The 23,034-nt window shown below is 61.1% G+C and carries 23 protein-coding genes; 7 read left to right on the top strand and 16 right to left on the bottom strand.

The genetic code is table 11. From position 1 onward, the window contains the following. Window positions 1-15: 15 nt before the first annotated feature. From kdsA to GTF44_RS17345, 5 genes are all read right to left on the bottom strand, one after another. On the bottom strand, window positions 16-849 hold the full coding sequence (kdsA, locus tag GTF44_RS17365) for a 3-deoxy-8-phosphooctulonate synthase (RefSeq protein WP_171561399.1): 834 nt from the start codon (window positions 847-849) through the stop codon (window positions 16-18). A 2-nt stretch (window positions 850-851) separates the two neighbouring features. Further along, window positions 852-2,546, bottom strand: a complete 1,695-nt coding sequence (locus tag GTF44_RS17360; protein ID WP_171561397.1) for a capsule biosynthesis protein — start codon at window positions 2,544-2,546, stop codon at window positions 852-854. Beyond that, window positions 2,524-3,183: an ABC transporter ATP-binding protein gene (locus GTF44_RS17355; RefSeq protein ID WP_145215225.1), complete on the bottom strand. Its 660-nt coding sequence runs from the start codon at window positions 3,181-3,183 to the stop codon at window positions 2,524-2,526. The genes GTF44_RS17360 and GTF44_RS17355 overlap by 23 nt, the downstream gene beginning before the upstream one ends. Before the next feature lie 369 nt (window positions 3,184-3,552). Further along, entirely contained in the window at window positions 3,553-4,578 is a 1,026-nt protein-coding gene (locus GTF44_RS17350) for a permease (protein ID WP_171561395.1), read from the bottom strand. Beyond that, on the bottom strand, window positions 4,571-4,912 hold the full coding sequence (locus GTF44_RS17345; protein WP_171561393.1) for a helix-turn-helix transcriptional regulator: 342 nt from the start codon (window positions 4,910-4,912) through the stop codon (window positions 4,571-4,573). The genes GTF44_RS17350 and GTF44_RS17345 overlap by 8 nt, the downstream gene beginning before the upstream one ends. Before the next feature lie 74 nt (window positions 4,913-4,986). Between GTF44_RS17345 and GTF44_RS17340 the strand changes: the two genes are divergently transcribed. Beyond that, window positions 4,987-5,580 carry a uracil-DNA glycosylase family protein gene (locus tag GTF44_RS17340; RefSeq protein ID WP_171561392.1) on the top strand — a complete coding sequence of 198 codons (594 nt, stop codon included), beginning with the start codon at window positions 4,987-4,989 and terminating at the stop codon, window positions 5,578-5,580. Then, window positions 5,568-6,356 (top strand): SseB family protein, encoded by a 789-nt coding sequence (locus GTF44_RS17335; protein WP_171561539.1) that lies wholly within the window; start codon window positions 5,568-5,570, stop codon window positions 6,354-6,356. The genes GTF44_RS17340 and GTF44_RS17335 overlap by 13 nt, the downstream gene beginning before the upstream one ends. A gap of 154 nt (window positions 6,357-6,510) precedes the next feature. Here GTF44_RS17335 and GTF44_RS17330 read toward each other — a convergent pair whose 3' ends face one another. The 8 genes from GTF44_RS17330 to GTF44_RS17295 form a co-directional block, all read right to left on the bottom strand. After that, on the bottom strand, window positions 6,511-7,446 hold the full coding sequence (locus GTF44_RS17330) for a glyoxylate/hydroxypyruvate reductase A (protein ID WP_171561390.1): 936 nt from the start codon (window positions 7,444-7,446) through the stop codon (window positions 6,511-6,513). 13 nt (window positions 7,447-7,459) lie between these two features. Continuing rightward, a complete protein-coding gene (gene rodA, locus GTF44_RS17325; protein ID WP_171561388.1) occupies window positions 7,460-8,599 on the bottom strand; it encodes a rod shape-determining protein RodA in 1,140 nt (379 codons plus the stop codon). Further along, window positions 8,596-10,545 carry a penicillin-binding protein 2 gene (gene mrdA, locus GTF44_RS17320; RefSeq protein ID WP_171561386.1) on the bottom strand — a complete coding sequence of 650 codons (1,950 nt, stop codon included), beginning with the start codon at window positions 10,543-10,545 and terminating at the stop codon, window positions 8,596-8,598. Before mrdA ends, rodA begins: the two co-directional genes overlap by 4 nt. Beyond that, window positions 10,542-11,078, bottom strand: a complete 537-nt coding sequence (locus GTF44_RS17315) for a rod shape-determining protein MreD (protein ID WP_171561384.1) — start codon at window positions 11,076-11,078, stop codon at window positions 10,542-10,544. Before GTF44_RS17315 ends, mrdA begins: the two co-directional genes overlap by 4 nt. After that, window positions 11,075-12,007, bottom strand: a complete 933-nt coding sequence (gene mreC / locus GTF44_RS17310) for a rod shape-determining protein MreC (protein WP_171561382.1) — start codon at window positions 12,005-12,007, stop codon at window positions 11,075-11,077. Before mreC ends, GTF44_RS17315 begins: the two co-directional genes overlap by 4 nt. A gap of 43 nt (window positions 12,008-12,050) precedes the next feature. Continuing rightward, on the bottom strand, window positions 12,051-13,091 hold the full coding sequence (locus tag GTF44_RS17305) for a rod shape-determining protein (RefSeq protein WP_145215253.1): 1,041 nt from the start codon (window positions 13,089-13,091) through the stop codon (window positions 12,051-12,053). Between the two features lie 220 nt (window positions 13,092-13,311). Continuing rightward, window positions 13,312-14,880, bottom strand: a complete 1,569-nt coding sequence (locus tag GTF44_RS17300) for a 2-isopropylmalate synthase (protein ID WP_171561380.1) — start codon at window positions 14,878-14,880, stop codon at window positions 13,312-13,314. 13 nt (window positions 14,881-14,893) lie between these two features. Beyond that, entirely contained in the window at window positions 14,894-15,250 is a 357-nt protein-coding gene (locus GTF44_RS17295) for a cupin domain-containing protein (RefSeq protein ID WP_171561379.1), read from the bottom strand. Window positions 15,251-15,501: 251 nt separating this feature from the next. Here GTF44_RS17295 and GTF44_RS17290 point away from each other — a divergent pair, with 251 nt between their 5' ends. Genes GTF44_RS17290 through GTF44_RS17280 form a run of 3 tightly spaced genes read left to right on the top strand, consistent with a single transcriptional unit; the run spans window position 15,502 to window position 18,172 of the window. Continuing rightward, a complete protein-coding gene (locus GTF44_RS17290) occupies window positions 15,502-16,170 on the top strand; it encodes an SDR family NAD(P)-dependent oxidoreductase (RefSeq protein ID WP_171561377.1) in 669 nt (222 codons plus the stop codon). After that, window positions 16,164-17,690 carry a cryptochrome/photolyase family protein gene (locus GTF44_RS17285; RefSeq protein WP_367383402.1) on the top strand — a complete coding sequence of 509 codons (1,527 nt, stop codon included), beginning with the start codon at window positions 16,164-16,166 and terminating at the stop codon, window positions 17,688-17,690. The genes GTF44_RS17290 and GTF44_RS17285 overlap by 7 nt, the downstream gene beginning before the upstream one ends. A gap of 53 nt (window positions 17,691-17,743) precedes the next feature. Then, window positions 17,744-18,172, top strand: coding sequence for a DUF1801 domain-containing protein (locus GTF44_RS17280; protein WP_171561373.1), 429 nt, complete (start codon window positions 17,744-17,746; stop codon window positions 18,170-18,172). Window positions 18,173-18,192: 20 nt separating this feature from the next. On the opposite strand, the gene GTF44_RS17275 is transcribed toward GTF44_RS17280, so the two are convergent. Both GTF44_RS17275 and GTF44_RS17270 read right to left on the bottom strand, forming a co-directional pair. Further along, entirely contained in the window at window positions 18,193-19,107 is a 915-nt protein-coding gene (locus tag GTF44_RS17275; protein WP_171561372.1) for an MBL fold metallo-hydrolase, read from the bottom strand. Between the two features lie 90 nt (window positions 19,108-19,197). Next, window positions 19,198-19,605, bottom strand: a complete 408-nt coding sequence (locus tag GTF44_RS17270) for a metallopeptidase family protein (protein ID WP_171561370.1) — start codon at window positions 19,603-19,605, stop codon at window positions 19,198-19,200. Between the two features lie 64 nt (window positions 19,606-19,669). On the opposite strand from GTF44_RS17270, the gene gltX reads away from it, so the two are divergent. Then, window positions 19,670-20,992: a glutamate--tRNA ligase gene (gene gltX / locus GTF44_RS17265; protein WP_171561368.1), complete on the top strand. Its 1,323-nt coding sequence runs from the start codon at window positions 19,670-19,672 to the stop codon at window positions 20,990-20,992. A gap of 104 nt (window positions 20,993-21,096) precedes the next feature. Beyond that, the gene (locus GTF44_RS17260) at window positions 21,097-22,488 is read left to right on the top strand and encodes an MATE family efflux transporter (protein WP_171561367.1); all 1,392 of its coding nucleotides are present in this window, start codon (window positions 21,097-21,099) and stop codon (window positions 22,486-22,488) included. Here GTF44_RS17260 and GTF44_RS17255 read toward each other — a convergent pair. Then, window positions 22,462-23,022 (bottom strand): gamma-glutamylcyclotransferase family protein, encoded by a 561-nt coding sequence (locus tag GTF44_RS17255; protein ID WP_171561365.1) that lies wholly within the window; start codon window positions 23,020-23,022, stop codon window positions 22,462-22,464. The genes GTF44_RS17260 and GTF44_RS17255 overlap by 27 nt on opposite strands. Window positions 23,023-23,034 lie beyond the last annotated feature (12 nt).

The following is a 23,034-nucleotide window of genomic DNA, read 5'->3' as shown; positions in this document are numbered from 1 at the left end:
GGTGGCTTTCGCTGGTTACAAACGGATCGGCTCTGCTTTTGCCAGACGATCGAAGCGCATCAAACTATCCAAAAGGTGAGGCATTTGGTGCAAATGGATCATATTCGGCCCGTCGCAGGGGGCATTGTCAGGGTCTTGATGTGTTTCCGTGAAGAGCGCACCGATCCCAAGCGCCACCGCAGAGCGTGCCAGGACTGGTGCAAATTCGCGTTGACCACCGGAGGAGCCGCCCAACCCGCCGGGCTGCGCCACGGCATGGGTCGCATCCATCACCACCGGATAGCCGGTCTTGGCCATTTCCGGTAGCGCCCGCATATCAACCACAAGCGTGTTATAGCCAAAAGACACGCCACGCTCCGTCAGAAGGATGCGCGTGTTGCCGGTGCTTTCGATCTTGGCCACCACATTGGGCATATCCCAGGGTGCCAGGAACTGCCCCTTTTTGACATTGACCGCGGCGCCGGTCTTGCCGGCCGCCAACAGCAACTCGGTCTGCCGGCAAAGAAAGGCCGGGATCTGAAGGACGTCGCACACCTCGGCCACCGGCGCGCAATGCGCGGGGCCATGCACATCCGTCAGAACGGGAACCCCAATCGTCTCTTTCACCGATTGTAGAACCTTTAAGCCCTCATCCATGCCAAGCGCGGGCTTGGCGTTGATCGAGGTGCGGTTGGCTTTGTCATAAGAACCTTTGAAGATGTATTGCGCCCCCGCCTTGTCACAGGCCTCTTTGAGGGTGCCCGCGATCATCTGCGCATGATCGGCGCTTTCCAATTGGCAGGGACCGGCAATCAGCGTCAGTGGACGGTCGTTGCCGGTGGTCAAAGACCCGATATCTACATGTTTCATGACTAGGCTGAGACCTGTTCGCGGAGGATGGAAACCGTCATCGATATCAGCAGGTAAATGCCAGAAAAGACCAGGAACGCAAGAAGCGTGTTCTCCAATGCGCGGGGATAGGCCGCTTCATCCGGCGCCACGGGGAAGACCCCGATCGACAGGTAAAGAGACTGCCGATTTGCCTCGAGCCGCGCGGTTTCCATTTGCTGCAAGGCTTGCGACAGCATCAACTGCCTAGTCTGCAAATCAGCTTCGGCGACCACCAATTCCGATGAAATCCGCGCCAGAGAGACCTCGCCCGTGCCGGTGGCAGTCAATCCGCCCCTAAGCTCATCGATCAACGCTTCGAGTCGGGCAATGTTGCGCTCGGCCACCTCAACTCGGGTCTGGTTCGGGCGCGTGTTGCTTTGCAGTTCCAAGAGACGTAGGCGCTCTTGCTGCAGCTCCAGTTCAAACGTGTTGATCTGCGAGAACACCGCGCTGACTTCGGCCTCTGCGCTCAACACGCCGCGTTGTTCTTGCAACTGAATCACCCGCTGCTGTGCGAGCACCATCCGCTCTTCGGCATCTTCGAAACTGCTTCTTGCATCGGACATTTGTGCCTCGCGGACGCGCTGGCTCATCTGATCCACTCGTTCTTCGGCATACTCGATCAGAGCGGCGGCAAAGGCCTGGCTGGTCTGGGCATCGCCCGCAATGACTTCCAGCCGGATCAATCCCTCCGTCGGATCATAGCCGATGCTCAGATTGCGCCGATATGTGTCAAACATGTCCTCGTCTGTCGCGTCGGGCGCGAGGCGGGTCAGTGGGTCCATCTGCTCCGAAGAGAAATGCGCCCGAAACCCATGTTCTTCATCAAGCCGGAGCATGGCTTCCCGGCTTTCGAGATAGCTTTGAACGGTGATGCTTTCCTGCACAGTGGCAAAGCTAGTGCCGCCGAGCATCCCGGCCAGACCGCCGCCAGCGGAGCCACCACCGCCTTCGGATTTCTGAATCACAAATTCGGAATGGGTCGAAAACAGCGGCGTGGCCACGGCAAAGAAGTAATAGCCCACCAAAAACGTTGGCAGCAGCACGAAGAACATCAGCCGCGTGGCCAAAAGCGCCAGGCGTTTGCGCCGCCGCGCCGCGATATCGCGTTGTACCCGCATAATCTCGGCGGCACGGGTGCCTTCGTCGAGCGGTGCCCCGACGGGGCCGGGGACGCTTGGTTGACGGACGGTCGCGGGCAGGTTGGTCGCCGCTTTGGCTGCTGCGGACCCTACGCCGCCGGTCTGTGCAGCGGCTGCGCCGTTGCCATTTTCGTCATTGACGATCAGCTCCAACAGGTTGTTTCGAGCAAAGGGGTCAATCCCTTGGCGGCGCAACAAGCGCACCGCGTCAAAATCCGATGCGGGCTGCAGGCCATGCTTTTGCGCCGTGCGACGGGCCATGCGTAATTGCCGACCGGTCAAACCTTCTTGTCGAATGGCCGCGAGCTCTTGCTCTAGCGGGATTTCACCGGCTGTTTCCGTACTCTCCGGCGTGTCGTCTTGCGCTGGTGCCTCTTGCCGGTCATGCGCCGCCGATCCCGGGAACGGGGCCTCGCCAAACCCATCGTCGACTTCGCCGAGCAACTCGGTCTCGGTCGACGGGGCTGGGGCGCTTTGCGACGAAGAAGCGCTGCGGCGGATGCGAAACTTTTTACCCTTGGGTTTCATAATCATAAAGCCTTTTTGCTTCTTCGAGCGTGTCGAAGGAATAGAGTTGCCCGTCTTTCAACACAGCCGCCCGACGGGCAAATTTTTCAAGTGTTTTGGCCTGATGCGAGACGATGACAACCGTCGATGACTTCAACCGATCCGCCAGAATGCTACCTGCACGACGGTTGAATTCGGGGTCGGTCGATTGCGGCATGCCCTCATCAATCAAGTAGATATCGAAGTCGAGCGCCAGCAGCAGCGCGAAGTTGAACCGGGCGCGCATACCCGACGAATAGGTGCCGATCGGCATGTCAAAGTATTCTTCCAAGCCACAGAGCCAGCGGCAGAAAGCTTCGATATAGTCGGGGTCCAGCCCGTAAAGCTGTGCGATATATCGGCTGTTCTCGGTCGCGGTCAGTTTGGTGATCACGCCGCCCATGAAGCCAAGCGGGAAAGAGATGCTGCTACCGCGAACAATCTCGCCCTCATCAGGCTTTTCCAGACCGGCCATCATGTTGATCACGGTCGATTTGCCGGTCCCGTTCGGGGCCAGAATGCCAAGCGAATACCCCAAATCGACCCGAAACGAGGCGCGATCAAGGATCACCTTGCGCTGTGTGCCGGTCCAAAAGGACTTTGAAACATTGATAAACTCGAGCAAATTTGCCCCACCGCTGCTGCATCTGCCGTCGCTGCGCGCCCATCTTTCCCGTCGGCTGCGCAGGCCTAACCATAGGGTTCCAATTGGGCGCCATTATGGCCGTGATCGTCCTTTGTTCCAAGCCCGGCGCGCGTATTGTGGCATCAACATGGCGCAATCTCGGTATATTACCGCGTTGCTGTGGCCAACGCACATCTCTTGTTTCAGGTTCCGCAACAATTTTCGGGGTGGTTATCGGGCAAAGAGCGATGATCGCGTGGCCGATGCAGGCCGGCGAATGGCTTGTGACGACGTTTCTGCGCCGGGGCATGTTCCGCCGCCGTTGGTGCACGCACAGGGATTGCCGATGCGCCTATACCAGACAAGAGATCAGGCGAATGCACCCCAAGCCATGCCGGCAAGGATTGCGCCTGCGATGGCCAGGCCGAGATAAGCCACGAAAACCCGCGGTTTGACGAGCGCCCAGACCGCGACGGCAGCGGGGATGCAGCTCACCCCCCCGGCGATGACAAAGGCCATCGCCGCACCCTGGCTCATACCTTGGGTCAGGAGCCCTTCAATCAGCGGCACAGCGGCGTAGCCGTTCAGATAAGCCGGGGCACCCACAAAGGCGGCAATCAAGATTGGGCCAAGCCCGTCGCCGCCAATCACGCCCGCGATCAACTCGGCGGGGACATAATGGATCAAAAGCGCCTGCAGCAGATAGGCCAAGGCCAACCATTTGCCGAGGAAGAGCAGATTTGACCAGACGGCCTCGCCAAAGACCGCGCGGCGCGAGGCCTCGGTCCAGAATGTCCAGTTCAGGGTGAGTTTTTTCGCACTACAACACCCGCCGGTGATGCCATTGGCTTTCAGCGGATCGTTAAAAATCGGCGATTTCGCGAGGGTCATCACCACGAACCCGCCCGCGATGCCAAGGGCCACTGCGGCGGCGGTCTTGGCGATGGCGAAGTCAAACCCGAGTCCGCCCGCGGTGATCGCGAACATCGCCGGGTCCATCAGCGGCGAGGCCAGCCAAAAGGCCATAACCGCCGAGAGAGGCGCGCCTGCCGCCAAAAGCGCCGCCACGAAGGGGATCACTTGGCAGGAGCAAAAAGGGGAAAGCCCGCCGACAAGCGCGCCAAAGACAATCATCCGAAGCTCGCGGCCCTGAAACGCGCCATCCAGCAGGCGCTCGGAGCCGGAGGCTTTCATCACGCCAATCGCCAGGACGGCAAAGAGCACATAGGGCAAGGTCTCGAAGAAATGCTCGCCGGTCTCCATCACTGTTGGGACGGTGTTGGGCCGGTCGAAGGCGTAGATCACGGCGATGATCGCTAGGCCGGTCAAAAGCACTTTGTCGATCCGGGCCCAGATGTCGCGGATCGGGGAGGGGTGTTGTGTCAGATCAGCCATGAGTGACGCCTTTGAGATGGCCGCCTTGGTCGGCGCAGCATTCGGAGAGAAGGAAATTGGAGAGGTCTTCGATCTGCTGGATGGCGACCGAGCAGAGTATACGCCGCCCATCGCGGCGCTGAGTCACGAGCCCTGCGCTGACCAACTGTTTCAGGTGGTGGGTCAGGACCGACCCCTCAACACCCACATCTGCGCCCAAAGCCCCCATCGGCAGGCCCTCCGGCCCCGCCCTGACCAGACGGCGCAGGATGGCCAAACGTTGTTCCGACCCGAGGGCGGCAAAAGCTGTCGCGGCCAGGGTGAGGGCGGGTGGGGAGAGAGGTGTTTGTTTCATGATTCTAGATTTATAGAAATATAGAAGCGATGTCGAGTCTTTCCTTTCGCGGGCCGTGCCCCTAGGTCTTGGCCATGTCCTTTCAGGCGCTCACATCCGATTTGGCGGGCTGCACAATCTGCGCCGAGCGGTTCGCGGCAACGGAGACCGGTCACGCGCCGCGCCCGGTGGTATGGTTCGCGCCCGGCGCACGAGTCTTGATTGCTGGCCAAGCACCGGGGATGAAAGTGCACCTATCGGGCAAGCCCTTCACTGACCCATCAGGGGACCGGTTGCGGGACTGGATGGGCGTCGGCGAGGATGTGTTTTATGACAAAAGCCGGGTGGCGATTGTACCGATGGGGTTTTGCTTTCCCGGCTACAACGCCAAAGGCAGTGACTTGCCGCCGCCAAAGATTTGTGCCGAAACATGGCGTGCGCGGGTGTTGGCGCATTTGCCAGATGTGTCTTTGACCCTCTTGGTTGGCGGGTATGCCCAAGGCTGGCACTTGGGCGGCAAGCGCGGCGTCACGGAGACGGTGGCCGGATGGCGCGACCATGCGCCCGACGTGATCCCCTTGCCGCACCCGTCCTGGCGCAATACCGGATGGATGAAGAAAAACCCCTGGTTCGAGGCGGAGCTTTTGCCGGTGCTGCGGGCCCGCGTGGCGGAGATATTGGCGATATGACGATGCTTGATGAGGCCCATGCGGCGATGGAGGCCGCGCCGGGCGATGATGCGTTGCGGCTGCGGTTCTATGATCGCTTGGCCAGTGCTGAACTGTTCTTGTTATTGGAGCGCGAGGCCGAAGGGGATCAGATCACGCCGCAGGTGTTTCCCGTCGAAGGGCAGGACTTTGTGTTGGTTTTTGATCTGGAAGAGCGGCTGACTGAGTTCGTCGGAGATACGGCGCCTTACGCGGCTTTGTCAGGGCGCGCCTTGGCGGGGATGTTGGTGGGGCAAGGGATCGGGTTGGGGGTCAATCTCGGGGTCGCGCCTTCGTCGATTCTGATTGAGGCCGACGCGGTCGATTGGTTGGCCGAAACGCTTTCCAACGCCCCGGGCGAGGCCGAAGAGCGGCCCGACGAGGTATTTGCACCGCGCGGATTGCCAGAGGCATTGATTACCGCCTTGGATGCCAAGCTGGCCAGCGCGGAAGGGATGGCCAAATTGGCCTATCTGGCAGGGGTGACCTATGAAAGCGGGCGGCGCGCGCATTTGTTGGGATTTGTGGGCGCGGCACCCGAGGCGGAGGCCGGGTTAGCCCAGGCCGTCGCGGAAGCACTGACCTTTTCAGGCATCGAAGCAGGCAGTTTGGATGTCGGGTTTTTCGCGGCCCATGATCCGATTTGCGCCTCGCTGGCGCGGCTTGGGCTGCGGTTTGACTTGCCGGAGCCGGTGGCGCTTCAGGTTCCGGGCGCGGCACCGGGGATGGATCCGGACGTGCCTCCCAAATTGCGCTGACGCGCGGGGCGGCGGGCCGCGTCAGGCCCTTTCGGGAGCCATCCTTGGCCCGCGTTGCCACGAGAGCGTTGCAACGTCCCGGCTTTTCGTCCTGTGCTGCATTTGGCCAGAGGTTGGAGCCTCCGGCGGGGATATTTTGAAAGCAGAGAAGGGGTTAGTAGCCCAGATCGCGATCGACAAGATGGAGGAAGGGCTCTCCGACCTCGCCGCGGCGGATGTTGTCGATGATCACGCGGGCGGCGCTGTCGGCGCGGGTCTCAGACGCGATATGGGGGGTAACTGTGACCTTGGGGTGGGCCCAAAACGGATGCTCTTTCGGCAGTGGCTCGATGCGGAATGTATCGAGGGTGGCATGGCTGATTTGGCCGCTATCGAGTGCGGCGAGCAGCGCGTCATCGTCGATGAGCGGGCCGCGGCCTGGGTTTAGGATGACGGCACCACGGGGCATCAAAGCGAGGGTTTCGGCGTTGAGTGTGTTTTCGGTCGCGGGCGTGTCGGGCAGCAGAAGGGTTACAATTTCTGCCGATTTCAGGATTTTTTGTAACCCATCGGGGCCGTGACCCGTTTCAACACCGGGGATGTTTTTCGGGCTGCGCGACCAGCCGGTGACGCGGAATTTGAGCCCGGCAAGCGCCGTCGCGCAGGCCGTGCCAAGCGCACCGAGGCCCAAAATCGCCACTGTACGATTGCGCGCCAAAGGCGGTACAATACCCGCGCGCCAGACCCCGTCTTGGCCATGGATATGGGCATCCATGCCGAGATGGTGGCGCAGGGTGTGGCCCACGACCCAATCTACCATGCCTTCGGTCAGCCCATAGTCGACCATCCGGGCCAGCGGCACGGTCAGAGTCTCATTGCCGACCACATCCTCGACCCCGGCCCAGAGGTTCAGAACAGCTTTCAGGCGGGTAAAGGGCGTGAAATCCTGCACATCACCGTTCGGCGCATAGATGATGTAATCGACCTCCGCCGGATTGGCCTCGGTCGTCAGGTTGGCGTGCGACAGATTGGCCTCGGCCAGGGCCTCGCGCAGATGCGGCTCATATTGGGTCCAGCGCTCGGGGCGCGCGGCGAAGAGAATATTGGGCATGGAGGTTTTGGCCTTAACGGGGACGGTGGATATGCGCTGATTGCACCAAACCGAAGGCCACCATCAAGACCAACATGGCCGAGCCGCCATAGCTGACCAGGGGCAGGGGCACGCCGACCACCGGCGCGAGGCCCATGACCATTGCCATGTTGATCGCGAAATAGAGGAAAAACGCCACCGCGATGCCGAGCGTGACGAGCGACGCGAAGCGATCTTTGGTCTGCAGGGCGGTCACGACGCAGAAAAGCAGGATCAGCAGATAAAGCGCCAGAAGCGAGGCCGCGCCGACGAAGCCGAACTCCTCGGCCAATGTGGTGAAGATGAAATCGGTGTGTTTCTCAGGCAGGAAGTTGAGCCGACTCTGCGTGCCTTCCATGAAGCCGCGCCCAGAGAACCCGCCGGAACCCAAGGCAATCTGACTCTGGGTGATGTGATAGCCCGCGCCGAGCGGATCGGTCGAGGGGTCTAGGAACGTGTCGATGCGGCGGTACTGGTAATCCTGCAAAAGCTGCCAGGGCGTGCCGCGGGAGGCGAAGACGGCGCTGACTGCCCCGACGCCTGCGGCGACAACGGCGGCGAAATAGGCCCAGTGGACGCCCGCGAGGAACATCACGGCCCCGCCGCCCATCAGCAGCAGGAGCGCCGTTCCAAGATCGGGCTGGCGCAGCGTGAGCATGGCTGGGACCACAATGATCAGGAGTGGGATCAGCACATAAAGCGGGCGCGACATTTTCCGGCTGTCGAGCCAATCGTAATAGGCCGCCAACAGCATCACCATAGTGATCTTGGTCAGTTCCGATGGTTGCAGCCGCATGAAACCCAGGTCGATCCAGCGCTGCGCCCCCATACCGACGGCACCGAAAAACTCCACGTACAGAAGCATCAGGATCGAGATGCCATATGCGACGCCCGACATGTTGCGCCAGAACCAGATTGGGGTCATGGCAACTATGAACATGGCCAGCAGGCCCAAGCCAAACCGCTGCATCTGTGGCTCGACCCAGGGGCTCATAGAGCCGCCGGCGACGGAGTAGAGCATCAGAAATCCGATGCAGGCCACAGCGGTGATCAAGAGCACCAGACCCCAATTCAGATAGAGCAATTTGCGCAGGCCGGAGGGCGTGGATTTGACCGTATATTCCAGAAAACTCATGCCTGACTGCTCCCGCCGCTGTCTTCGGGAGGTGTCGCGGGCCTCAGCGGCATTTGCTCATGCATGTCTTCGATGCGGCGGCGCTGTCCCGACGGGTAGAGTTCGGGTGGGGGCACGTCGCCATGTTGAGCGCGCAAGAGAAGATCCCGGCCAATCGGCGCCGCCACCGCTGAACCGCCACCGCCATGCTCAACGACCACAGAGATTGCATATCGAGGCTGCTCATAGGGCGCATAGCCGACGTAAAGCGCGTGGTCGCGGCGTTCCCAAGGCAGGTCTGCATTGCGGATCACACCGCGCGCCCGCTCGGCAGCGGTGATGTTGCGGACCTGGCTGGTGCCGGTTTTGCCCGCGATGGTATAAGCCGCGTCGACTGACCGGCTCGAATAGGCGGTGCCGCGCCCGGAATTGTTGACCTCGTACATGCCGCGGCGGACCAGAGCGAGATTTTCGGGGTTCAGGCCCAGATCCTCGGCGTCTGACGGTACGTTGTCCCGCCCATCTATGGATTTCACCAGGGTCGGCACGATATTGCGCCCTGTGGCAACCCGCGCCGTCATGACGGCGAGTTGCAGGGGTGAGGTCAAGACAAAGCCCTGCCCGATGGAGGCGTTGAGTGTGTCGCCGACCAGCCAATCTTCGCCGCGATTTTCGCGCTTCCACTGCATCGTCGGCGCGAGCCCGGTGACCACGCCCGAAAGCGGAATGTCATGACGGATTCCGCAGCCGAAGCGCCGCGCCATGGCGGAGATCGCCTCTATCCCAGTCCGTTGCGCCAGCTCGTAGTAGTAGACGTCGCAGGATTGCGAGAGGCTCTGGATGAGATTCATGTGGCCGTGGCCGCCGCCGCGCCAGCAATGAAAACGCCGGTTGCCCAATTCGGTGAAGCCGCCGCAAAACACGGTTTCGTCCGGCGTGATCACACCGGCCTCAAGCGCGGCCAGCGCGACGATCATTTTATAGGTGGAGCCGGGCGGATAAAGGCCCTGCGTCGCTTTGTTGGCCAGCGGGCGGTAAGGATCGGTGTTGAGTGCGTTCCAATTGGTCGTGGAGATGCCGCGCACAAACAGGTTGGGGTCGAACGTGGGGGCGGAGGCAAGCGCCAAGACTTCGCCGGTTTCAACCTCCATCACAACGGCGCCCGCGCTTTCGCCATGGAGCCGGGCCTCGACGTAGTTTTGTAAACCGGCATCGATGGTGAGTTGCAGATCCGAGCCTGGGTTAGCGGCATCTCGGTCAAGCTCGCGCATGACCCGGCCGCCTGCATTCACTTCCACCCATTTGCTGCCAGCCTGGCCGCGCAGATCGGCCTCCATCCGGGCTTCGACATTATAACGACCGACTTGGAAATCAGGGATTTGCAAGACAGGGTCCGTGTCGCCAGTTGTCTCGAGATACCAGTCGGAGACCGGGCCGACATAGCCAACCACGTGAGAGAAATCGGCACCGAGCGGATAGATGCGGCTCAGGCCAAACTCGGGGGTGACGCCGGGCAGGGCCGGGGCGTTGACCGCAACGGTTGACAGCTCTTCCCAGCTTAGCCGATCTGCGATGGTGACGGGTACATAAGGCGGGCGTTCAAGAATTTCTTGGTGAGCGCGCTCCAGACGGCCCTGGTCCAGATTGACCAATTCGGTGAGGCGCGCGAGGACCTCGTCCAGATCGTCCACATCCTCGCGGGTCATGACGATGCGATAGTTCTGCTCATTGCCCGCGAGAAGAGTCCCTCCGCGGTCAAAGATCAATCCGCGGGCAGGGGGCAGGAGGTGAATGTTGATCCGGTTTTCTTCGGCCAAAAGCCGGAAATCATCGGCCCGTTCCACCTGCAGATAGCGCATTCGTCCGGCCAGAACGGCCCCGGTGCCTGCCATCAGGCCACCGACCACCAGGCTGCGGCGGCCAACGAGGCGGGCGCTGTCATCGGTTTCTTTGGGCGAGCGTTTCATGCGGCTTTGGCGGCCTCGGGGTCAATCGGGCCTAGCTTACGCAAGCCAATGAGAAATTTCGAGACCGCGACAACGATCGGATAAATCGCGACGGTGACAATCCCGTGTGCCAGGGTCAGGCCGAGGGTGGTTTGATCGACCATCAGCACCCAAAGCGCCACGCGGTTGAGGATCAGCAGCCCAAAGACCGCCAATGCAAAGGCACCCCACTCGAAAAGGAATGGAAACGCGGTCATCGGTGCGCGACGGGTGCGGAGGTTTTCGCTAACCAGCAGCACCAGGGCCGTCCAGAGGCCTGGCGGACGGTGGAACAGGAAATCGGCCAGCAGGAAAACCACGATAATGGAGGCCATTGGGACAACGGCGGGCTGGCGCAAGATCCATGCCAGAGTGAGGGCCAGAAGGATGTCGGGCGCAGGCAGGCCAATGTTGCCCAGGCCAAGGGGCAAGAGTTTGTAGGTCATGACCACCAGGCTCAACGCGAGATAGATCAGCCGATAGGTCCAGATATGGCGCGTAACCGGGTCGATCATTGGCCCAACTCACCGGTTTCCAGAAGCGGCGCACTGATTGGTGCGGCATCTGTTTCGGTGTCAGGCAGCGGCCAAGGTGGGCCGATCAACCCGCCGGGATCGCTAAGCGTGGTGCCAGGGTGGCTCCGCATCACCCTAAGGAAGTTTAGCCGGGCATAATCGGCCGCAAGCCGTGCACGCACCCGCCCATCGGGGGTCATCACGACCTGACCGACCAAAAGACCGGCAGGGAAAAGACCACCATCACCCGAGGTCACCACCCGGTCGCCGGCGGAAATATCTTCGGGGTCTTCGATAAACTCCAGCGCGGGGGCGAGGGAGTTGTCGCCAAGCAAAAGCGCTTGCTGGCCCGAGGGCTGCACCGTGACCGGCACTCGGCTATTGCTATCGGTTAGAAGCAGAACCCGAGCCGTGCGTTCGCCGACGCCGGCGATCCGGCCAACAACGCCCAATCCGTCCATTGTGGCCCAGCCATCCAGAATGCCGTCGCGCGCCCCCACATTGAGCAAGACGGAGCGTCGGAAGGGCGAGCCGCTATCGGCCAAGACGATGCCGGTCACGAAAGTCAGTTCGGGGTCAAGTTGTACCCGGTTCAGATCGAGGAGCCGGGCGTTTTCCTGTTCCAGTTGCAAGGCTGCCTCGCGCCAAGCCCGCATCTGCTGCAACTCGCGGCGCAGTTCCTGGTTTTGCTCGTAGAGCCTTGTGTAGCTTTGGAAGTCATCCAGCATCCGCGCCATGCCGGTGACTGGCGCCATGGCCCATTCCATATTGGGCACCACCCGGTCGATGATCTCGGCGCGCATCCGTTCAACCCTGGGATTGTCGATCCGCCAGATCAAAACGAGGGACACCAGGCATAGGACAACGACCGTCAGCAGCAGGCGCCGGACGGGGCGGGCATAGGCTTGATCATTGCGATCCCGGGCCATTTTGATCCTTGCGATCCGGCGGTGTCAGGGGCCGGGTGGCGGACTAGCTGTCGTAATCTATCGCATGGCGGAGGAGTTTTTCATACTCCAACGCTTTCCCTGTACCGAGCGCCACACAGTTCAGGCTTTCATCGGCAACCGAGATCGCCAGACCGGTTTGCTCACGAAGCGCGAGATCAAGTTCGCCCAGAAGTGCTCCGCCGCCGGTCAACATCACGCCGCGGTCGACAATATCGGCGGCCAGATCGGGCGGCGTCGCTTCAAGCGCGCTCATGACGGCTTCGCAGATTTGTTGCACCGGTTCGGCCAAGGCCTCGGCAACTTGCGCCTGACTGATCTCGGTTTCCTTCGGCACCCCGTTCAACAGGTCGCGGCCCCGGATCTGCATCGAGGCGCCGCGGCCATCATCGGGCATCCGCGCCGTCCCAATGGAGGTCTTGATCCGCTCGGCGGTGGCCTCCCCGATCAACAGGTTTTGCTGCCGACGGAGATAGGAAATGATCGCGTCATCCATCCGGTCGCCCCCCACCCGGACCGAGCGCGCATAGACAATGTCGGCCAGCGACAAGACGGCCACCTCGGTCGTTCCGCCGCCGATATCGACCACCATATTGCCAGTCGGATCGGTGATGGGCATGCCTGCACCGATGGCCGCCGCAATGGGCTCAGCGATCAGCCCGGCCTTGCGCGCACCTGCCGAGAGCACCGATTGACGGATGGCGCGTTTTTCGACCGGCGTTGCGCCATGGGGCACGCAGACGATGATTTTCGGTTTGGTGAAGGTGGTGCGTTTATGGACCTTGCGGATGAAGTGCTTGATCATCTCTTCGGCCACGTCGAAATCGGCGATCACACCGTCGCGCATCGGTCGGATAGCTTGGATCGAACCGGGCGTCCGGCCCAGCATCAGCTTAGCGTCTTCACCGAAGGCCAGCGCCTTCTTCACACCGTCTTTGACTTGATAGGCCACCACGGAGGGCTCGTTCAGGATCACGCCTTTGCCTTTCACATAGACAAGCGTGTTTGCCGTGCCGAGGTCGATTGCCATATCGGCGGAGAAAAGGCTGCCAAGTCCGAAGGCCATATTTGGGGAAAATCCTGCTGTCACGTCCAAAAGAGGCGCGGGAAGACTCACCAGCGCCAAACCGGTCTGCATATAGGCACCCTGTTTCGCGTCCGTAAAGGGCGTTATCAGCGCAGATCAGCGCTATTTCGCTGTTCCGGGTGGGGCCAAATCGCACATTCAGAGGATTTGTGGCGGCGTTTGGCTGTGGGGGTCGGCCCCGCCCGGGGTTTGAGTCACATCAAGAGACGTCTTTATAAGACACTTCCGGCAGGTCATGGCCGGCGCCCTTCTCACGGCGGAGGATCAGGCGGTTGAGGGCATTGATATAGGCGCGTACACTGGCCACGACGGTGTCCGTATCGGCGGATTGACCCGTTGCGATCCGGCCTTCTTCCTCCATCCGGACGCTGACCGTGGCCTGGGCGTCGGTGCCCTCAGTCACGGCATGCACCTGATAAAGCTGCAGCGTTGCAGCATGGGGAAAGACCGCTTTGACCGCGTTAAAGGCCGCATCGACAGGGCCGTCCCCCGTCGCTTCGACCGATTTCTCGACGCCATCGACCGTCATGGTCATCGTTGCTTTTTGCGGCCCCTCCGTGCCGCACACTACGGTCATCGATTGCAGTTGCAGATGGTCATCCAGATCGGTGGCGGCACTGTCGGAAACCAGAGCGACCAGGTCGTCATCGAAAACCTCTTTCTTGCGGTCCGCCAATTCTTTGTAGCGGACGAAGAGATCGTTCAACTGGTTGTCGCCCAGATCATACCCCAGATCTTTCAGCTTCGAGCGCAGCGCCGCGCGGCCGGAATGCTTGCCCATGACGATATTGGTTTCGCTGAGGCCGACATCCTCGGGCCGCATGATCTCGAAGGTCTCGGCATTTTTCAGCATCCCGTCTTGGTGGATGCCCGATTCATGGGCAAAGGCGTTTTTGCCGACGATCGCTTTGTTAAACTGTACCGGGAAGCCGGAAACCGTGGCGACGCGGCGCGAGATGTTCATGATCTTGGTCGCATCGATGCCGGTGGTGAAGGGCATGATGTCGTGGCGGACCTTCATCGCCATCACGACCTCTTCCAACGCGGTATTGCCCGCGCGTTCGCCCAAGCCGTTGATGGTGCACTCAATTTGCCGCGCGCCGCCTTCAACGGCTGCCAGTGAATTGGCCGTCGCCATGCCCAGATCATTATGGCAATGGGTGGAGAAAATCACCTCATCCGCGCCAGGGACCTCGGCGATCAACCGACGGATCAACTCGGCGGATTCGTTCGGGGCGGTATAGCCAACCGTGTCGGGAATGTTGATGGTGGTCGCCCCGGCCTTGATCGCAATCTCGACCACGCGGGCGAGGTAATCCCACTCGGTCCGGGTCGCGTCCATCGGGCTCCACTGCACATTGTCGCAGAGGTTCCGCGCATGGGTCACGGTGTCGTGGATGCGTTGGGCCATCTCATCCTGGGTCAGGTTGGGGATCGCGCGGTGCAGTGGCGAGGTGCCGATGAAGGTGTGGATGCGGGGCTGCTTGGCATGGCGCACGGCCTCCCAACAGCGGTCGATATCCTTGTAATTCGCGCGAGACAGGCCGCAGATCACGCTGTTCTGGGCGTTCTTCGCGATCTCGGAGACGGCGGCGAAATCGCCCTCCGATGCGATTGGGAAACCGGCCTCAATGATGTCGACGCCCATATCGTCCAGGAGACTCGCGATCTCCAATTTCTCTTCGTGGCTCATGGTTGCGCCTGGGGATTGCTCGCCATCGCGCAGGGTGGTGTCGAAAATCACCACGCGGTTTTTGTCAGTGTTCATTGGTTTCATCTCATCAAATAGAAGGCTTGGGGGCAGGCGCGCGGTCTGCGTCGCCGGAATTGGGTTCGCCAGTCGGCTCGATTAGGAGGACTTTGGCCTCTTCCTCGGCGCGTGGCCGGTGTATCACGCCTTTGGGCACAACAACGATTTCGCCGGGGCCGAAGCGGATGGGGTCATGGTCTTCGAACTCCATCGTCACTTCGCCGTCGATGACGAGGAAGAAGTCGTCCGTCGTCGCGTGTTTGTGGAAGGGGAACTCCCCTTGAAACTTCACGATCAGAACGTCGTTATCATTATAGGTCGCCACCACATGGGGGTCCCAATGGGTGTCGAACATGGCCAGTTTTTCGGCAAGGTTCACTTTCTGCATGATGTCTCTTCTTAGATTGCCTGGGTCACTCGGCGCTATTCCTCCTCTGAGCGGTCGCGCCGAAAGGCACGCTCAGAGGCGGCTAAGAAGGAGAAGACCACGCAGGTCGAGCGCGCCCAAAGGGGCGGCGGTCGGAACGATATGGCTGCGCGATGTCATGGGTCGCAGTTTACGAACACGGGCGCAGATGAAAACCCCCTTTTTGGGTCAGCGCGGTTGACCCGTGGTTCGACCCGGCTAGCTGGCAAAGGATGACAGAACGCGCATTGATCATTGGCGCATCGGGCGGCATCGGTTCCGCGCTGACGGAAGCCCTGCGACTGCGGGGGGCTGAGGTGACGGGCCTCTCACGCTCCGGCGACGGGCTGGATGTGACCGACGAGGCCAACGTCGCGGCGCATCTCGGGGCGTTGGAAGGAACGTTTGACCGGATCGTTGTGGCGAGCGGCGCGTTAGAGATCGCGGGGGCAGAGCCGGAAAAGACCCTCAAGACGCTGTCACCCGAGGCGATGCTTGATCAGTTCCGGCTCAATGCCTTGGGCCCGGCTTTGGTGTTGAAACACGGGCTGGCGCTCCTGCCACGGGAGCGGCGCAGTGTTTTCGCCGTGCTCTCGGCGCGGGTTGGGTCAATCGGAGACAATCGATTGGGCGGTTGGATCAGCTACCGAACCGCAAAGGCCGCGTTGAACCAGGTGATACGGACCTCTGCCATCGAGATCGCGCGAACGCGGAAACCGGCGATCTGTGTGGCCTTGCATCCCGGCACGGTGCAGACGGCGTTCACAGAGAAATACCTGGGGCGCCATCCGTCTGTTCCCGCCTCCGAAGCGGCCGAAAACCTGCTGAACGTTATGGACGGGCTGACCCCGATCGATACCGGCGGTTTTTTTGATTGGACCGGGCAGGCGGTGCCGTGGTGAGGCTGGTTCTAGTCCTGGGGGATCAACTCAGCCTGGATCTGTCTGCACTACGCGAGGCCGATCAGACATCCGATGTCGTGATCATGGCAGAGGTGGCTGACGAGGCCAGTTACGTGCCCCATCACCCGAAAAAGATCGCGTTTCTCTTTGCGGCGATGCGGAAGTTTGCCGTGCGGTTGGCGCAAGACGGCTGGCGGGTGCGCTACACGCGCCTTGATGACCCGGACAACACCGGCTCAATTACTGGCGAACTACTTCGCCATGCCGCCGCGTTAGGGGCGATAGAGGTGTTGGCGACGGAGCCCGGCGAATGGCGTTTGATCTCGGCGTTAGAGGATAGCCCTTTGCCCGTGCATCTGTTCCCAGATGATCGGTTTCTTTCGTCGCACGCAGAGTTCGACGCCTGGGCCGAGGGCCGCAAAGCACTGCGAATGGAGCACTTTTATCGCCTTATGCGGCGCAAAACCGGGCTGTTGATGGAGGGAGACAAACCGGCGGGCGGGCAATGGAATTACGACCATGACAACCGCAAACCGGCGCCTGATAGCATCGACTTTGATGGCCCGATGCGATTTGCGCCCGATGAGGCCGTTGACGCCGTATTGGCGCTGGTCGAGGCGCGTTTCGGCGATAACTTCGGCACGCTGCGCCCGTTTTGGTTTGCCACCGATCAGGCCGAGGCGCGTCAGGCGCTTGACCATTTCATCACCCACGCCTTGCCGAAATTCGGCGATTATCAAGACGCCATGCTCAGCGGCAATCGGTTTCTCTATCATTCTGTGATCTCGATGTATCTGAATGCTGGGTTGCTGACCTGGCAGGAGATTTGCGGCGCGGCGGAGGCGGCCTGGCGGGCGGGGCAAGCGCCGATCAACGCCGTGGAGGGGTTCATCCGCCAGATCATCGGCTGGCGCGAATACATGCGCGGCATCTATTTCCGAGAAGGGCCAGATTATGTGACCCGAAACGCCCTAGGCCATGATCGGGCGCTGCCCGCGTTCTATTGGAGCGGAGAGACCGACATGCGTTGCGTCGCCGAAGCGGTCGAGCAAACGCGGGACGAGGCTTATGCCCATCATATCCAGCGCTTGATGGTGACGGGCAATTTCGCCCTATTGGCCGGTATTGATCCCTACCAGGTGCATGAATGGTATCTGGCTGTGTACGCGGATGCCTATGAATGGGTCGAGGCGCCGAACGTGATCGGGATGAGCCAGTTCGCGGATGGCGGCATTGTCGGGTCGAAGCTCTATGTTTCGGGCGGCAACTACATCAACAAGATGTCGGACTACTGCCGAGACTGCGCGTATTCGGTTGCCCAGCAGACCGGCGTCGGGGCCTGCCCGTTCAACCTCTTATATTGGGCGTTTCTGGACCGTCATCGTCGCCGATTTGAGACAAATCCGCGTATGGCGCAGATGTATCGGGTCTGGGATCGGATGGATGCGACACGGCGGGCGCATGTTTTGGAAGGTGCAGCGGAGGTGCTGGCACGATTGGACCGGGGGGATCGTGTCTAAGCCCACTTTGGCCCAAACGCCAAATCCTATACGATTGGTGGCAAGGGGGCGTGATGACGGCAAACAAAACCCAACCAACAGGCGAGTCTGTAACCGCCTTTCTGGAGGCTGTGGAACATCCGGTGCGCCGGGCCGATGGGTTGGCGCTGGATGCGCTGTTTCGCGAGGTAACAGGCTGGACGCCGGTTATGTGGGGGCCGACGATTGTGGGCTATGGACGCTATCACTATCGGTATGACACGGGCCGAGAGGGAGATTTCCTCGCCACCGGGTTTTCGCCACGGAAATCAAATCTCTCGCTCTACATCATGCCCGGCTATGCCGAACGCGATGCACTCTTGGCGCGGTTGGGCAAGCACAAAACCGGTCGGGCCTGTCTTTATGTCAACAAGCTTGCAGATATCGACATGGACGTCTTGGCCGAATTGATCGCCGATGGGCTTGAGGATTTGGGCCGCCGCTGGCCGGTCTCCCCAAGCTGACCCCCCGGTCGGGTTGCTGCTTAGCCCATAAGCTGCCCGGCTTCCGGAACCCAACGGAACCCGTCACCATCGGTCGCGACATAACCCAAGGCGGGGAAGGGCATATGATAGCCGATGGCCGGAAGGCGTTCGGCCGCAATCATGCTCAAAACACGTCGACGGCTGGCTGCGGCGGCCTCTTTATCCATATCAAACCGCACCTCCCAATCCGGGCGGGCCAGCGACCAGATCGGGTGATTGGCGAGATCCGCGAAGAGGACGAGGCCCTCGCCCTGGCTTTCGATCCGATAGACCATATGGCCCGGTGTATGACCGAACGCCGCCATCGCGGTCAGGCCAGAGGCGGCCTCTTGGCCGTCCTCCAAGAAGGTCATCTGATCGGCAAACGGGCGCACGTTTTGGTTGAACCCGTCATTGCCGGCGGCGGCCCAAGCGTCATATTCGACACGGCCCGTGGCATAACGGGCATTGGGGAAAGTCGGTGGGCCGTCCGACAGCATTCCGCCGATATGGTCGCCGTGCATATGGGTCAACACGACGAGGTCGATCTGATCCGGCGTATACCCCGCCGCCGCAAGCGCGCCGGTGGTGCCCGCCGCGTTCAACCCCGTGTCGAACAGCACCAGGTCGGCCCCGGTGTTGATCACGGTCGGTGTGAAGAAAAACTGTGCCTGATCAGGCGAGATGAAATTGGCGGCGCTGACCTCGGCAAACTCTTCGGCGCTGACATTCATCCCGAAGATCGATTGCAGGTCATTGGCCGGCGAGGTGCCGACCAGAAGCGTTGTGACTTCAAAACCGCCAAGGGTGAACCGGCGATGCATCGCAAAATCGGCCCCAAGCATAGGTGCATCTGCCTGCGCGGCAGGCGCAAGGGCGGCCAGCGGCAGGGCAGCCCCGGCGGTGAGGGTTTGGCGGCGGGTTAAGCGAGGCATGCGGCAGGCTCCAATCTGAGGGATGTCTTTGGAGAAAGGTAGCAGCGGAATCACCCCAGGCCAGCGCACAATGGTGTGAGCCGGGCGACGTCACTCCCACCAGCGGTCAATCTGGGCAATATCGGCATCGGACCAGCCGAAGTGATGCGCCAGTTCATGGACCAAGACGTGGGCAACAAGATCGCCCAGGGGGACGTCGCCGCGTTCGGCCCATTCCTCCAAGATCGGGCGGCGGAAAAGCCAGATCGTGTCAGGGCCAAAGGGTTGATCCATCACCGATTTCTCGGTCAGGGGGATGCCTTCATAAAGACCGGTCAACTCGAACGGGTTCTCCATTCCCATCTCGGCCAGCATCTTGTCGGGTGCGAAATCCTCGACCCGCAGAACGACGGCTTGTGCCGCCTCGGAATAGGGCGCCGGCAGGGTCGCGCGCGCCGCAAGCGCCAGCGCTTCGAATGCGTTAAGATCGGGCGGTGTCGATTTGGACCAGTCGGACATAGGCCCGATATGGACAAAAGCAGTCGCCTGTGAAAGAGGATCGGCCCTGAATTTGGAGGTTCCGATGACCATCACCCGTTTTGCGCCATCTCCCACTGGTTATTTGCATATCGGAAATCTGCGTGCTGCGCTGTTCAACTACCTAATCGCGCGGAAGGCGGGCGGGCAATTCATCCTGCGCTTGGATGATACCGACCCGGAACGTTCCACCCAGGCTTATGCCGATGCGATCCAGGAAGACCTGGAATGGCTCGGCCTGACCTGGGACCGGGTTGAACGGCAATCGGACCGGCTCGACCGTTACGCGGCAGCGGCGGATGCTCTGCGCGAGAAAGGGCGGTTTTACGAGGCGTTCGAGACGCCGGTGGAACTGGACCTGAAGCGCAAGAAGCAGCTCAATATGGGGCAGCCACCGGTCTATGACCGGGCGGCGCTGAAGCTGTCGGACGCTGAGAAGGCCGCGTTGAAGGCGGAGCGCGGGCAGGGGGTTTGGCGGTTCTTGCTCGACCACGAGCGGATCGAGTGGACCGATGGTATTCTGGGCGATCTGTCGATTGACGCGGCCAGTGTCAGTGATCCGGTCCTGATCCGTCAGGACGGGCAGGTGCTCTATACGCTTGCCTCCGTGGTTGATGATACCGAGATGGGGATCACCCATGTGGTCCGCGGCTCTGACCATGTGACCAACACGGCAACTCAGATTCAAATCATCGAAGCTTTGGGCGGCACCGTGCCGAGCTTCGCGCATCACTCGCTTCTGACCGGGCCGCAAGGGGAGGCGCTGTCGAAACGTCTCGGCACGCTGGCCTTGCGCGATTTGCGCGCGAATGGAGTCGAGCCGATGGCGCTCCTGTCACATATGGCGCGGATCGGCTCGTCGCAGCCGGTGGAACTGGCCGGCTCGCTCAATGAACTGGCAGACGGGTTCGATTTGGATCATTTCGGCGCGGCCCCGACGAAATTTGACGTCGAAGACCTTTACCCGCTGACCGGGCGCTATTTGCATGGTCAGCCCTTGTCTACGGTGGCCGAAGATGTCGCGGCCCTCGGCGTGCCTGCTGATCTGGCCGAGCCGTTTTGGACCGTCGCACGGGCCAACATCACGACGCGCGCCGATCTGGCGGGGTGGTGGGCGCTGTTCCGGGACGGGGCCACGCCTTTGGTGGACGCGGAAGACCACGATTTCGTGGTGCAAGCCTTCGAGATGCTGCCGGAGCCACCCTATTCGGAGACCACCTGGGCCGAGTGGACCAGCGCGGTGAAAGAGGCGACGGGACGCAAAGGCAAGGGATTGTTCATGCCCCTCCGCAAGGCGGTGACCGGTCTGGAACGGGGTCCCGAGATGGCCGATGTAATGCCGCTCTTGCAGAAAAAACCCAGTCTCTAAACGCAGAGCGGACTTCTCTGCTTCAAAAATATCCCCGCCGGAGGCATTAAAATCTCTGGCCCGCGCGCGTCATCCATGCCACGGCTAGGGCGAAGGGACGCGCGATGGCACAAGCACAGGCGAAATTCCTGAGCGGAAATCTGTTCCGGCATATCTCGGTGATGTCGCTCACTGCGACGATCGGGTTGATGGCGGTGTTCCTGGTCGATTTTGTTGACATGATTTTCATCTCGATGCTGGGCAAGGCGGAACTGGCCGCTGCCGTGGGATATGCAGGCGCAATTCTGTTCTTCACCACCTCCTTTGGGATCGGGATGGCCATTGCTGGTGGCGCTTTGGTGGCGCGGGCCTTGGGCGAAGGCGACGAGGCGCTGGCGCAGCGGCGGGCCACCAACACGTTGATCTTCGGTGTGGTGTTCGGCGCGATTTTTAGCGCCATCGTCTGGACGAACCTGGCCGGTCTGACGGCCCTGGTTGGCGCGAGCGGCGAGACGCAAGAGCTTGCTGTCGACTATTTGCAGATCATTATCCCATCGCTGCCCTTCCTCTTGGTCGGGATGGTTGGTGGTGCGATCCTGCGCGCCCATGGCGATGCCAGGCGGGCGATGATGGCGACGATCTGGGGCGGGCTGGTCAATGCGGTTTTGGACCCGATTTTGATCTTCGGCTTGGACTTGGAACTGACCGGGGCCGCACTGGCCTCGGTCGCCGCACGGCTGACCATTGCGGCCACGGCATTGATCCCGATCATGCGCTATTACGGAGGCTTTGGCCGCCCAAACCTGCCGGAGATGCGGCTTGATTTGAGTCCGGTTGTGACCTTGGCTTTTCCTGCGATCCTGACTCAACTCGCGACCCCGATTGGTCAAGCCTATGTCACCCGTTCCATGGCGAGCTATGGCGAGGAGGCAGTTGCCGGTATGGCGATCGTCGCGCGTCTGACACCAGTCGCCTTCGGGGTGATCTTCGCGCTGTCGGGAGCCATCGGGCCGATCATCGGGCAGAATTACGGGGCCAAGGATTATGACCGGGTGCGGCGCGCCTATCGCGATGGCATGGTGTTTACAGCGCTTGTGGTGATCTTGGTGACCGCCGTTCTGTTCGCGATACGTGGGCCGATTGCGGATTTGTTCCAAGCGTCTGGCATCACCCGCGATCTGGTGTTCCTGTTCTGCGGCCCGCTGGCGCTGGCCTTCTTCTTCAACGGGATGATCTTTGTCTCGAACGCGGCGTTCAACAATCTCGGCCATCCCTATTATTCAACCTGGATCAATTGGGGTCGCCACACATTGGGCACGGTCCCTCTGGTGATCCTTTTCGCGTCCTGGTTTGGCGCAGCGGGCGTCTTGATTGGCCAAGCGGTGGGCGGGCTGATCTTTGGGTTGATCTCGCTTTGGCTGGCGCTTCGGGTTATCGGCAAACAAGAGGCGGTGGCCGCGCCCGGGGTCTTTCAGCGTCAGGCGCGGCAGCTACAACTGTTTCACCACCGTCGATAGGCTCTCAAGCTGATTATCGACGAAGCGCCGTTCATCGGCCTCAAGCGGTTGTGCACGTGGGTAGATAGGGGCGGCGCGATCATTAAGGATCGACAGCTCCCAGCCGATGGTCGTGTGAAAAAACTGCGCGGCGCCGTTTGTGCCGAACTCCCGCAGATAGCCCTGAACCACCGTATCGAGATAGCTGAGCAGGATCGGGTGATCTTCCCCATCGGCTTCGTGGTGTGGCTCAACTTTGTAGATCTGCACCGCGACGCTGTCTTCATGGTTATGGCTGATCTCTGCCACCTGATGGCGGGCATAAGCCCGTTCGCGCGCATCGAGAGCGGCCCAATCCGCACCAGGCACCGCTGCGATCAGCCCGTCGATCTCGGCCCCCGGCATCTCGACCGCCGTTAGATACGCCACGCGCCTCAGCCGCGTGCCGCGCCAAGCACGCCCCCAGCCCGATACTCGCGCTTTGGTCGCGCGTGGATAGGCATGGGTGGCGCGATTAACCAGGCTGCCATAGCCAAAAAAGAAGGGGTCGGACATGGGCGGTAGTTT

This window comes from Roseobacter sp. HKCCD6576-2, from assembly GCF_013179285.1.
GTDB classification, from domain to species: Bacteria; Pseudomonadota; Alphaproteobacteria; order Rhodobacterales; family Rhodobacteraceae; genus Rhodophyticola; species Rhodophyticola oceani.
This window is presented reverse-complemented; position numbering and strand designations above follow the sequence as displayed.